Source organism: Streptomyces subrutilus (genome assembly GCF_008704535.1).
GTDB classification, from domain to species: domain Bacteria; phylum Actinomycetota; class Actinomycetes; order Streptomycetales; family Streptomycetaceae; genus Streptomyces; species Streptomyces subrutilus.
Genome location: NZ_CP023701.1, coordinates 7,367,700 through 7,381,067 on the forward strand (window position 1 = coordinate 7,367,700; position 13,368 = coordinate 7,381,067).

General features: G+C 74.4%; 4 protein-coding genes. 3 read left to right on the top strand and 1 reads right to left on the bottom strand.

Annotated elements, in window-relative coordinates; genetic code table 11:
• Positions 1–87 precede the first annotated feature (87 nt).
• Positions 88–1,956, top strand: coding sequence for a GAF domain-containing SpoIIE family protein phosphatase (locus CP968_RS32795; RefSeq protein WP_150521426.1), 1,869 nt, complete (start codon positions 88–90; stop codon positions 1,954–1,956).
• 24 nt (positions 1,957–1,980) lie between these two features.
• Here CP968_RS32795 and CP968_RS32800 read toward each other — a convergent pair whose 3' ends face one another.
• Positions 1,981–2,586: a hypothetical protein gene (locus tag CP968_RS32800; protein WP_150521427.1), complete on the bottom strand. Its 606-nt coding sequence runs from the start codon at positions 2,584–2,586 to the stop codon at positions 1,981–1,983.
• A gap of 357 nt (positions 2,587–2,943) precedes the next feature.
• Between CP968_RS32800 and CP968_RS32805 the strand changes: the two genes are divergently transcribed.
• Together CP968_RS32805 and CP968_RS32810 are read left to right on the top strand one after the other, a co-directional pair.
• Positions 2,944–3,813: a sterol desaturase family protein gene (locus tag CP968_RS32805; RefSeq protein WP_229886462.1), complete on the top strand. Its 870-nt coding sequence runs from the start codon at positions 2,944–2,946 to the stop codon at positions 3,811–3,813.
• 161 nt (positions 3,814–3,974) lie between these two features.
• Positions 3,975–13,364: a non-ribosomal peptide synthetase/type I polyketide synthase gene (locus CP968_RS32810; protein ID WP_150521429.1), complete on the top strand. Its 9,390-nt coding sequence runs from the start codon at positions 3,975–3,977 to the stop codon at positions 13,362–13,364.
• Positions 13,365–13,368: the final 4 nt, after the last annotated feature.

Genomic DNA, 13,368 nt, shown 5'->3' on the forward strand with positions numbered 1-13,368 from the left:
GGTGCGGTGCCTGCGGTGCCGCACCGATGACACCCGCCGCGCGATCCGCCGAGAGCGGGGCGGGCGTCGAGGAGAGCGTGGAGGGTCATGGGGGCGGACGCGGTGGCCTTTCCGGCCGATCGGGAGGGCGCGAGGCTCCGGGCGCTGGCCCTGACGGGGCTGTCCGCGGCGCCGGATGTGGGGATGGAGCGGTTCGCGGGGATGGTCGCGCGGCTGCTCGACGTACCGGTGGCGCTGGTGTCGCTGGTCGAGGCGGACCGGCAGGTCTTCCCCGGGATGGTGGGGCTGGCCCCGCCGTGGGCCGGCGCCCGGCAGACTCCGCTCTCGCACTCGCTGTGCCAGTACGTGACGGCCTCCGGCCGGCCCCTGGTTCTGGCGGACGCCCGGTCCGAAGAACTGACCTGCAGCAGCCTCGCCATCCCCGACCTGGGCGTGGTGGCGTACGCGGGCATGCCCCTGACCGACGCCGAGGGCAACGTCCTGGGCTCGCTGTGCGCGATCGACACCAGCGTGCGGCACTGGACCGAGCGCGAACTGCGCGACCTCACCGACCTGGCGGCGGCCTGTTCGTCCGACCTCCAACTGCGCATCGCCTCCGGCCACCGCGAGCAGGCCCGCAGAGAGGCCCAGGCCGCCCGCGACACCGCCGAGCAGGCACTGGCCGGTACGGAACTGCTGCTGCGGGCGGCCGAGGAGCTGACCGGCGCGACGACCCTGAGCGATGTCCGCCGCCGGGTACGGGACCTGGTCTCGGGCCCGCTCAAGCCCTCCTACGTGGGGCTGATCCTGCTCCAGGACGGCGCCCTGCAGCGGATCGCGGACCCCGACGCCGTCCTCGCGATGGAACTGCACCACGAGCGCTACAGCGAGCACGACGGCTTCCCCACCGCCCGCGCACTGCGCGAACGCCGCACCGTGACCGTCCCCGACCGCGACCACCTCGTCGCCCACTACGCGCCCGAGGCGGTCGCCGCCTTCGACTCCCTGGGCCTCGCCTCGGCGGTCTGCCTGCCCCTGCACGGAGCGCGGCGGCTGCTCGGGGTCATCGTCCTGGGCTGGCCCCAGCCGCACGAGGCCGACCTCCGGGAGCGCGCCGTCCTGACCGCCGTGGCCGGCTACACCGCCCAGGCCGTCGAACGCGCGGTGTTCCTGGAGGAGCGCATCCACGTGGCCCACCAGCTCCAGCGCGCCATGCTCACCGCCGTGCCCGAGGTGCCCGGGTTGGAACTGGCCGCGCTCTACCTGCCGGCCGTCGCGCACGACATGGTCGGCGGCGACTGGTACGACGCCGTCACCCTGCCGGACCCGGCCGAGGGCCCGGACACCGACTCCGACGGGCCCCTCGACGCCGGCCCCCGCACCGACGCCCGACGCCCCCTGGCCGTCACGGTCGGCGACGTCACGGGCCACGACATGCACGCCGCCACCGTCATGGGCCAGATCCGCAGCATGATGCGCCAGGCGGCCCTCTCCCGCCCCGGCCGGGGACCGGCGGCCACCATGAACGACCTGGAGCGCGCGTTGCAGCACCTGCCGCTGAACGCCAGCGGCACCCTGGTCCACGCCCATCTCCATCCCCTCGGCGCCGACCGGGGGTGGCGGCTGACCTGGACCAACGCAGGGCATCCGCCGCCCCTGCTGCTGCGGCCCGACGGGCGCACCCGACGCCTCGACGCCCACGGCACCCTGTTCCACGAGGCCCTCGGCGCCCACCCGCGCACGGACCACGAGCTCGTCCTGGAACCGGGCAGCACCCTGCTCCTGTACACCGACGGCCTGATCGAGCAGCGCGGTCGCGACCTCGACACCGCCATCGACGACACGGCCGCCGCTCTGGCGGCCCACAGCGGCCTGCCCCTGGCCGACCTGCTCCGGCGCCTCGCCGCCCAGGTCGCGGGCGGCGGCGCCCGCGACGACATCGTGCTGCTGGCCCTGCGCACCGACGGCCGGACCTGACCCGCGCACGGGCGCGGGCGGAGCTCAGCTCAGCGCGTCGTGCACGGCGGCCGCGGCGCGGGCGGACAGGAACAGGCTGCTGCCGAGCACCAGGACGAGCGCGATCGTCGCCGGCCCGCCGCCGGGAGCCGCGGGAGGGCCGCCGAGGCGGATCGGGACCCTGCCGTCCGGATCGCGGGTCACCTGCACGGCCGCGCCGACCGGCGGTGCCCCGGCCCCGTCGAGTTCGAGCCGCGCGGCGCCACCGGCGGGCAGCGCCAGCTCGATCGCCGTCACCGCGTCCCGCACCCCGGCGAACGGGTCCGAGGTGCGGATCCACTGCGTCACCACGGCCCGCTCGGTCACACCGCGCTCGTGCACGGCCCTTTCCTCGCGCAGGTCGATCCTGAGGTGGACCAGCAGCATCCACGACAGGTTCAGGACCAGCACGACCACGGCGACGGCGGCGCCGTCGTGCCGGGCCGCCCACCAGACGGCCACCCAGTGGAGCAGGACCACCGAGAGGAACAGCGGCGCCGTCCACGGCCCGAGGCGACCCTCCCACGCGGCCCACGCCGCCAGGTACGTCCCTACGGGGACGCCCGCCAGCACCGCTCCCGATACGGCGAACCCCGCCACGCGCCCCGCCATGCGTCCCCCTGCCCCGTGACGGCGGCCCCCGCGCGCCGTCCCCCGTGAGTACCCCGCCCGGTCGGGCCGGAACCGTCCGAATGCGCCCCCCGTGCGCTCCGCCATTGTGGTTCCGTCGGCCAATTCAGGAACGTTTCAGCGGGATTCGGGTGATCCGGAGCGCAGCGCGGCGTGAAATGTCTGGACGCGGGAACCGAACCGCGGCTTCCCGGAGAGGTCGTGATGCGTACGCTCCACCGATTAGCCGTCGGCCCCCCCGCCCCGCGGCAGCCCGTACGCGCATCCGGGCGTGCGGGTGCCCGCGCGGGCGCATGCGGTGTGCGTGAGACGGCGGATCGTGGAGGAGAAGGGGCGGCCGTGGCTGCGAGATCGCGACGCGTGTTGCGGCATGCCGCCTATCCGGTCCTGCTGTCCGCCTTCGTGTCCACGACGTACTGCGCCCTGTCCCGGCAGTGGGACACCGGCCGCACCACGCAGCTCTTCCTGTTGGGGTCCATCGGCTATCTGGCGCTGCTGGAACGGCTGATCCCGTACGAGACGACGTGGCGGCCGAGCCGTGCCGAATGGGGCTGGTACGGCGCCTACTTCGTGCTGACGATGCTGGGCGGATCGCTCGCGCAACTGCCGGTGCAGGCCGTCGTGCGATGGCTGGCGCCCCTCCACCCGGCCCTGCCGCTGGGGGTCGAGATCCCGGCGGCCGTGCTGCTCGGCTCGCTCGCCAACTACCTGGTCCACCGCTGGTGCCACACCGACCGGCGGCTCTGGCGGCTCCACGGCGTGCACCACGTGCCGGACAAGGTGAGCGTGGGCAACAACGGCGTCAACCACATCGCGGACGTCGTCCTGACCCAGGCCGTCGTGCAACTGGCGCTCGCGCTGGCCGGCTTCTCCGTCGAGTCGGTGTTCGTGGTGGGCCTCTTCGTGATCGCGCAGGGGTACTTCGTGCACGCCAACATCGACGTCCGCATCGGCGTCCTGAACCACGTGCTCGCCAGCCCGGAACAGCACCGGCTGCACCACAGCACGGACCTGGCCGAGGCCGGCCACTACGGGTCCGACCTCTCGGTCTGGGACCACGCCTTCGGGAGCTTCACCTGGTACCCGGGACGCCGCCCCGCCGAGGTGGGCCTGGCGCGGCCGTCCGACTTCCCCCGTACGGACGCGCTGTTCGCCAGCCACCTCCAGGCCTGGTACCGCCCCGCACGGACCGGCGGCCGACGGGCCTGACCGGCGTTCCGCCACCACCGCACCCCTCCGCGCACCTCCCGCCCCCCGCTCGCCGGAAACGCTCCCGGCCCGTCCGGGACGGTGCGCGGCACCTTCCCGATGCCCACGCGACCCTGTCCCGCGCACAGGGCGCGCGACAGCAGCGACACAAGGACACCACCATGACGGATCCACGCCCCGCGACCTCCGCCTCCCCCGCCGTCCCCGCCGGACCCGACGGCCAACCGGAGAAGATCGCCATCATCGGGATCGGCTGCCGGCTGCCGGGCGGCGCCAACGACCACCGGGCCTTCTGGCGGAACCTGGTGGAGGGCAAGGACTGCATCACCGCGACCCCCGCCGACCGCTACGACGTCGCCACCCTCGGCAGTGCCGACCCGGCCCGCCCGGGACGGCTGGTCGGCGGCCGCGGCGGATACATCGACGGCTTCGACGAGTTCGACCCGGCGTTCTTCGGGATCAGCGGCCGCGAGGCCGACCACATGGACCCCCAGCAGCGCAAACTGCTGGAGGTGGCGTGGGAGGCGCTGGAGGACGGCGGACAGCGGCCCGCCGACCTGGCGGGCCGCCGGGTGGGCGTCTACATCGGCGCCTTCACCCTCGACTACAAGATCCTCCAGTTCGCCGACCTGTCCTTCGAGTCCATCGCCGCGCACACCGCCACCGGCACGATGATGACCATGGTGTCGAACCGCATCTCGCACTGCCTCGACCTGCGCGGCCCGAGCCTGTCCATCGACACCGCGTGCAGCTCCTCGCTGGTCGCCGTCCACCTCGCCTGCCAGAGCCTGCTGCGGGGCGAGACCTCGCTGGCCCTGGCCGGCGGCACCCTCCTGCACCTGGCGCCGCAGTACACCATCGCGGAGACCAAGGGCGGATTCCTCTCCCCGCACGGCCGGTCCCGCACCTTCGACGCCTCGGCCGACGGCTACGTCCGGGCCGAGGGCGTCGGCGTGGTCACCCTCAAGCGGCTCTCCGACGCGCTGCGCGACGGCGACCCCGTACACGCCGTCATCACCGGCTCCGGCGTCAACCAGGACGGCCGCACCAACGGCATCACCGTCCCCAACCCGGACGCCCAGGTCGAGCTGATCGAGCAGGTCTGCGCCCAGGCCGGGATCCGCCCGGGCGACCTCCAGTACGTGGAGGCGCACGGCACCTCCACGCCGGTCGGCGACCCGATCGAGGCCGGCGCCCTGGCCCGCGCGCTCGCGATCGGCCGGCAGCCCGGAGCGCGGTGCTACGTCGGCTCCGTCAAGACCAACATCGGGCACACCGAATCCGCGTCCGGCATCGCCGGGCTGGTCAAGACCGCGCTCGCGCTCAAGCACCGGCTGATCCCGCCCCACCTCCACCTGGAGCGGCTCAACCCCGCGATCGACCCGGACGGCCTGCCGTTCGAGATCCCGGCGACGGCCGTGCCGTGGCCCGACCACCAAGGGCCCGCCCGGGCCGGGGTCAACTCCTTCGGCTTCGGCGGCACCAACGCCCACGTCGTGCTGGAGGCCGCCCCCGACCGCGAGCCCGCACCTGCCCCGCCCGAGCCCGCCGGCCACACCGTGCTCCCCCTCACCGCCCGCGACGCGGCCTCGCTGCCCGGCCTCGCCGCCGGCATCCGCGGCGAACTGGCCGGCGTCCCGGACGGGGCCCCCGTGTCCCTGGCCGACCTCGGCCACACCCTGGCGCACCGCAGGGACCACCACGACCACCGCCTCGCCGTGACGTACGACTCCCGTGCCTCCCTGGACGAGGCGCTCGGCGCCTACCTGAACGCAGACCCCCACCCCCGGGTGTCCACCGGCAGGCGCCGCGCGGCCCGCCACCGCCGACTGGCCTGGGTGTTCACCGGCATGGGCCCGCAGTGGTGGGCCATGGGCCGCCGGCTGTTCGCGACCGAACCGGTCTACCGCGAAGCCGTCGAAGCCTGCGCCGCCCACGTCACGGAGCTCGCCGGATGGTCACTGCTCGACGAGCTCGCCGCAGACGAGCGGCGCTCGCGGATGGCCGAGACCTGGCTCGCCCAGCCCGCCAACTTCGCCCTCCAGACGGGGCTCGCCGCGCTCTGGCGCAGCCGCGGGGTCCACCCGGACGCCGTGGTCGGCCACAGCACCGGCGAGGTCGCGGCCTTCCACACGGCCGGCGTCTACGACCTGGCCGACGCCGTCAGGATCGTCGTCCACCGCAGCCGGCTCCAGCACACCCTCGCCGGGACCGGCGGCATGCTCGCCGTCGCCCTCTCCGAGGGCGAAGCCCACCGGCGCCTGCGCCCGTACGGCGACGCCGTCTCCGTCGCCGCGGTCAACGGCCCCGCCTCGCTCACCCTCGCCGGCGACGAGGGCGCCCTCGCCGAACTGGCCGCCGCACTCACGGCCGAGCAGGTCTTCGCCCGGCCGCTGGCCGTCGAAGTGCCCTACCACAGCGCCGGGATGGACCCCATCAAGGACGAGCTGCTCGCCTCCCTGGCGGACATCAAGGCGCGCCCCGCCCAGGTGCCGGTCTACCTGACCGCCCGGGAAGGCACCGCGACCGGTCCCGAGCTGGACGCGGACTACTGGTGGCACAACGTCCGCGACCGCGTCCGGTTCCGCCAGGCCGTGGAGCGCCTCGCCGACGACGGCCACCGCGTCTTCCTGGAGATCGGACCGCATCCCGTGCTGGGCCGCGCGATCGAGGAGAGCCTCGCGGCGGCCCCCGGCGGCGCGGACGGCGCCGGCGTACGGGTCCTGCCCTCGATCCGGCGCGAGGAGGACGAGGGCGCCCGCTTCACCGCCTCGCTGGCCGCGCTGTACGGCATCGGCGTCGAGGTGGACTGGTCCGTGCTGCAACCGGCCGGACGTCCGGTCCCGCTGCCCCGCTACCCCTTCAAGCGGGACCGACACTGGGCGGAACCCCGGGCCGTCGCCCAGGTCCGCCTCGGCGAGGTCGACCACCCCCTCCTCGGACGGCGGCTGGCCGGCGCCGAACCGGCCTGGGAGGCCCGGCTCGACGCCGAGGCGCTGCCCTACCTGGAGGACCACCGGATCGAGGGCAGCGTGCTCTTCCCGGCCGCCGGATACCTGGAGATGGCCGCCCAGGCCGTCCGCGCCGTGACCGGTGGCACGGACGCCGTACTGACCGACATCCACCTGCGCAAGGCGCTCTTCCTCCCCGACGGCGACGGCCGCACCGTCCAGCTCACGCTGTCGGCGCAGACCGGCGACTTCACGGTCTCCACCCTCACCGGCGACGGCCGGGAACGGACCGTGCACGCCTCCGGGTCCGTCCGGCCCGCGCAGCGCGGACGCCCCGGCCACGGCCTGGACGCCGACGCGGTGCGCGGACGCGCCGACCGCCGGCTGGCGGGCGCCGAGTGCTACCGGGCACTGGCCGGCCTCGGCTACCACTACGGCCCCGCGTTCCGGGGCATCGACGAGGTCTGGATCGGACCCGGCGAGGCCCTGGCCAGGATCCGTCCCACCCCGGCCATCGAAGGACACGACGGCCACCACGTCCACCCGGCGCTGATGGACGCCTTCTTCCAGACCCTGCTGACCCCCCTGCTCCTCGCCCCCGACACCCCGTCCGGCGCCGGCGTCAGACTGCCGGTCGCCATCGACGAGGTGCGGCTCGACGCGATCGGAGCACGCCCGGTCTGGGTCCACGCCACCGTCACCGGCGACAGCGCCGACGGACTCGTCGGCGACCTCGCCGTCTACGCCGAGGACGGCGCTCCGCTCGGCTCCGTCACCGGCTTCCGCGCCGCCGACGTGGAGAAGGCCGCCGGCGCCGCCGGCCTCGCCACCATCGACGGCTGGCTCGCCGAACTCTCCTGGACCGAGGTACCGGGGGAGGAGGCCCCGGACGCGGTCCGGGACCACCCCGACCACTGGCTGCTGTTCGCCGACGCCCACGGCGTCGCCGACGCACTCGCGGCCCGCGTCACGGCCCGCGGCGGCAGCTGCCGCACGGTGCGCCCCGGCGCGGCGTACGGGCGCACGCCCGACGGCGCCGCGTTCACCGTCCGGCCGGACCGCGCCGAGGACATCGGCCGCGTACTGGCGGCCGTCCGGGCGGACGGCGCCCCCGCCCCGGCCGCCGTCGCCCACCTGTGGAACCTCGACCGGCCGGCCCTCGCGCACGCCGACCGCACGGCCGTGGCCGCGCACACCGGCGCCGGCGCGTACAGCCTGATCGCCCTCGCCTCGGTGCTGCCCGCCGCACTGCCCGGCAGCCACCTCCACATCGTCACCCGCACCGCCCAGGCCGCCGCGCCCGGCGACCCGGTCGAACCCCTCGGCGCCCCGGCCTGGGGCATCGGCCGGGTCCTGCGCCACCAGGAACTGCCGGACCACCCCGGCAAACTCGTCGACCTCGGACCGGCCGCGGACCCCGCCGAGGAGGCCGAGGCCCTGCTGCGCGCCTTCGCCCTGCCCGACGCCGACGAGATCGCCCTGCGCGACGGCCGCCGCCTGACCAGCCGGCTCCGCCCGGCCGAGGGCCTGACCGGACCCCTGCCGCCCAACCTGCGCCCGGACGGCAGCTACCTGGTCACCGGCGCCTTCGGCGCGCTCGGCCGGCTGCTCTGCCGCACCCTGGTCCGCCGCGGCGCCCGCCGGCTCGTCCTGATCGGCCGTAGCCCGCTGCCCCCGCGCGACCAGTGGCGCGACCTCGACCCGCAGAGCCCCGCCGGGCGCGGCGTCGCCTTCCTGCGCGAGCTGGAGGCGCTCGGCGCCCACGCGGTCCCGGTGGCCCTGGACATCACCGACGAGACCGCCCTCGGCGCCTGGCTGGAGCAGTGGCACGCACTCGGCCGGCCGCCGATCCGAGGCGTCTTCCACCTGGCCGGACAGGTCCGCGACACGCTGGCCGGCGACCTGACCCGCGAGCTGTTCGACACCGTCCACGACCCCAAGGCCCTCGGCGCCCTCGCCCTGCACCGGCAGCTCTCGGGCGAACCCCTCGACCACTTCGTGCTGTTCGCCTCCATCGCCTCCCTGCTCACCACCGCGGGACAGACGAACTACGCCGCCGGCAACGCCTTCCTCGACGCCCTCGCGCACCACCGGCGGGCCCACGGCCTGCCCGCGCTCAGCCTGGACTGGGGGCCCTGGGCCACCGGCATGATCGAGGAACTCGGTCTGATCGACCACTACCGCACCAGCCGCGGCATGAGCTCGCTCGCGCCGGAGACGGGCATGGCCGTACTGGAGCGCGTACTCGGCCAGGACCGCGCGCAGCTCCTCGTCGCCACCGTCGTCGACTGGCCGGCCTTCCTGTCCTGGTACCCGGCGCTGCCGCCGCTCGTCGCGCACCTGGCCGCGGCCCGGGGCGAGGCCGCCCCCGACCGGCCGCGGAACAGCCTGCTGGAGCGGTTGCGGACCGCCGGCGAGGCGGAGCGCCGCACCCTGCTCGCCGAACGGTTCACCGCCCTGGCCGCCGCCGTGCTGCGGGTGCCCGCCGAACAGATCGAGCCCGGGACCGGGCTGAACGCACTCGGCCTGGACTCGCTGCTCGCGATGGAACTGCGGGCCCGCCTCACCACCGAGCTCGGGGCCACCGTGTCGGTGGTGGCGCTGCTCGGGGACGCGCCGGTCGGCGAACTGGTCGCCCAGCTCCACGACGGCCTGGCCGCGTCGCTCGCGGACGACGGCGAGGACCCGGCCGGGACCGCCGTCGAGCAGTACCGGGACGAGACGCGGTTCCCCCTCACCCAGAACCAGAAGGCGCTCTGGTTCCTCAAGCAGCTCAATCCGGACGGCTTCGCCTACAACATCGGCGGCGCGGTCGAGGTCCGGGCCGAGCTGGAACCGGAGCTGATGGCCGCCGCGTTCCGGGCGATGGTCGAGCGCCACTCCAGCCTGCGGGCCAACTTCGTGCTCGAAGACGGCCGGCCCGTCCAGCACATCGCGGCCGCGGCCGACCCGGACTTCGAGGTCTTCGACGTCCGCCACCTGGAGTGGGACGAGATCCACGAGATGATCGTCCGCGAATACCGCAGTCCCTACGACCTCGCGCACGATCCGCTCGTGCGGCTGCGGCTGTTCCGGCGCGGGCCGGACCGCTGGGTGATCATGAAGGCCGTCCACCACATCATCTCCGACGCGATCTCCACCTTCACCTTCATCGAGGAACTCCTCGCCGTCTACGAGGGACTGCGGCAGGGCCGGGCCCCCTCCCTGCCCCCGGTCGCCGCCCGCTACCTCGACTTCCTCAACCGGCAGAACGCCTTCCTGGCCGGCCGCGAGGCACCGCGGATGCTGGACTACTGGCGCTCCCACCTGCCCGCGGACGTGCCCGTCCTCGCCCTGCCCACCGACAAACCGCGCCCCGCCGTGCAGACCCACAACGGCGCCTCCGAGTTCTTCGCCCTGGACGAGGAGCTCAGCGCCCGGGTGCGCGCACTGGCCCACGAGCACAACGTGACCGTCTTCGTGGTCCTGCTCACCGCCTACTCCCTGCTGCTGCACGCCTACTCGGGCCAAGAGGACGTCGTCATCGGCAGTCCGGTGACGGGCCGCACCGACGAGGAGTTCGCCTCCGTCTACGGGTACTTCGTGAACCCGCTGCCCCTGCACGTCTCACTGGCCGGCGACCCCACGGTCGCCGCCCTGCTGGACCAGGTCCGTACGACGGTGCTCGGCGGCCTGGACAACCAGGAGTACCCGTTCGTGCTGCTGGTGGAGGAGCTCGGGCTCCGGCACGACCCGAGCCGCTCCGCCGTCTTCCAGGCGATGTTCATCCTGCTCCACCACAAGGTCTCGACCGAGCAGTACGGCTACCACCTCGACTACATCGAACTACCGGAGGAGGAGGGACAGTTCGACCTGACCCTGTCCGCCTACGAGGACGAGTCCGAGCGCCGCTTCCACTGCGTCTTCAAGTACAACACCGACCTCTTCCTCCCCGAGACGATGGCCCGCATGTCGGGCCACTTCGTCAACCTGCTCGACGCACTGACCCGTGCGGGCGCGGACCACCCGGCCACCGGGCTCGAACTGCTCGGCAGCGGCGAACGGGACCTGCTCCTGCGCCGGTGGAGCGGCGCCGGACACCGGGTGGACCACGAGGAGCCGCCCGTACACGAGCTGATCCTGAAGGCCGCCGCGACCCGCCCGGACGCCATCGCGGTGGCCGCGCCGGCCGGGGGCGGCCCGACCGCGCACCTGACCTACCGCGAGCTCGACGAGCGCTCCGGGCGGGCCGCCGCCGCACTCCGGGCGAGGGGCGCCGGACCGGGCACGGTCGTCGCCGTCTGCCTGGACAAGTCACCCGAGCTGATCGTCGCCCTGCTGGCCGTGCTGCGCACCGGCGCCGCCTACCTGCCGCTCGACCCCTCAGGCCCGGCCGACCGGCTCGCGTACATGACCGGGCACGCGGGCTGCACGCTGCTGATCGGCGACGCCGGGCGCCCGGGCGACCTGCCGCTCCCGGTCCTCGCGCTCGCCGACCTGACCGGGCCGGCCGACGCGCGCGCCGGAGGAGGCCCGTCCGCCGACCTCCCGGTGGACCCGGGCGCGCCCGCCTACGTCATCTACACCTCCGGCTCCACCGGCCGGCCCAAGGGCGTCCGCGTCAGCCACCGCAACCTCGCCTCGGCCTACCACGCGTGGTGCGCCGCGTACCGGCTGGACACCGACGTCCGGGTCCACCTGCAGATGGCCGGCGCCGCCTTCGACGTGTTCACCGGCGACCTCGTGCGCGCCCTCTGCTCGGGCGGCACCCTGGTCCTCGTCGACCGTGACCTCCTGTTCGACACCGCCCGGCTGTACGAGGTCATGCGCGCCGAGCGGGTGGACACCGGCGAGTTCGTCCCCGCCGTGGTCCGCCCCCTGATCCGGCACTGCGAGGACGGCGGCCTGCGGCTGGACTTCATGCGGCTGCTGGTGGTCGGCTCCGACGTCTGGAAGGTCGAGGAGTACCGGAGGCTGCGGGCGCTCACCGGCCCCGGCACCCGGCTGGTCAACTCCTACGGCCTGACCGAGGCCACCATCGACAGCGCCTACTTCGAGGGCCCGACCGGGCACCTCGAACCGAGCCGTACCGTCCCCATCGGCCGCCCCTTCCCCCACACCGCCCTCTACCTGCTGGACGCACAGGGCCGCCCCGTACCCCCCGGCGTCGCGGGGGAGCTGTGGATCGGCGGCGCCGGGGTCGCCCTCGGCTACCTCGGTGACGAACCGGCGGCCGACGCCCGTTTCGCCACCCTGCCGCTCGGCGGCGCCGACTGCTCCGAGCCCGTCCGCGTCTACCGGACCGGCGACCTCGCCCACTGGGACACCGAGGGCCGGATGCACCTGCTGGGCCGCGCCGACGCCCAGGTCAAGGTCCGCGGCCACCGCGTCGAGCCCGGCGAGATCGAGGCCCGGCTCGCCCAGTGGCCCGAGCTCGACCAGGCGGTGGTCACCGTCCGGCCCGACCGCGGCGGCGAAGAGGTGCTCTGCGCCTACTGCGTGCCCGCCCCCGGCCGGACCCTGGACCGACGGGCCCTGCGCCGCGACCTGGCCGGCCACCTGCCCACCTTCATGATCCCCACCCACTTCACCGAACTGGCGGCGCTCCCGCTCACCGCCAACGGCAAGGTGGACCTGGACGCGCTGCCCGAACCCGCCTCGGACGCCGGAGCCGAGGACGCCGAACCGCCCGTCACCCTCTACGAGCTCCGGATGGCGGAGCACTGGCGCGACCTGCTCGGCATCGAGGAGGTCGGCCTGCGGCACGACTTCTTCGAGTGCGGCGGCAGCTCCATCAAACTGATCGAGCTCATCCACGGCCTGCAGCGCGAGTTCAACATCGGCATCACGGTCAGCCAGCTCTTCAAGGTCACCACCCTGCACGGGATGGCGAGGACCGTGGAGCACATCGTCACCGGCCGCACCGAGGGCGCCGAACCCTACCTCTGGTTCAACCGGGAGCAGCGGCAGACCCTCTTCTGCTTCCCGCCCGCCGGCGGACACGGACTGGTCTACCGGCAGTTCGCCGCCCACCTGCCCGACTACCGACTGGTCGCCTTCAACTACCTGGCCGGGGACGACAAGGTGAGCCGCTACGCCGACCTCGTCGAGGCCGTCCAGCCCGACGGCCCCTGCGCCCTCCTCGGCTATTCCCTCGGTGGCAACCTCGCCTTCGAGGTCGCCGGAGAGCTCGAAGCGCGGGGCCGCACCGTACCGGACGTCGTGATCATCGACTCGCACCGCATCGCCGAGCCCTTCGAGCTCGCGGACGAACACCTCCGCGCCTTCGACCGGGAACTGTCCCAGCACCTGGAGCGGCACACCGGTTCCGCCATCGTCGCCCGGGAGACCAGCGAACAGGCCCGGGACTACCTGCGGTTCTGCAGCAGGACACCCAACCTCGGCGTACTCACCGCCCGCGTCAGCGTGGTCTCCGACGACGAGAAGACCGCCCTCTACGCCGCCGGCCGGCAGGGCGCCTGGTACGGCACCTCGACCACCGGCACCGCCGTCTTCACCGGGTTCGGCGCCCACGCCGACATGCTCGACCCCCGGTACATCGACCGCAACGCCGGACTGACCCGGGACATCCTCACCGGAGCCGCCGGCCGCACCACCTGACACC

What these genes read in the sequence shown, in the direction of transcription:
- CP968_RS32800 (WP_150521427.1), bottom strand. Translation starts at nt 2,586, where the DNA reads ATGGCGGGGCGCGTGGCGGGGTTCGCCGTATCGGGAGCGGTGCTGGCG.
- CP968_RS32795 (WP_150521426.1), top strand. Translation starts at nt 88, where the DNA reads ATGGGGGCGGACGCGGTGGCCTTTCCGGCCGATCGGGAGGGCGCGAGG.
- CP968_RS32810 (WP_150521429.1), top strand. Translation starts at nt 3,975, where the DNA reads ATGACGGATCCACGCCCCGCGACCTCCGCCTCCCCCGCCGTCCCCGCC.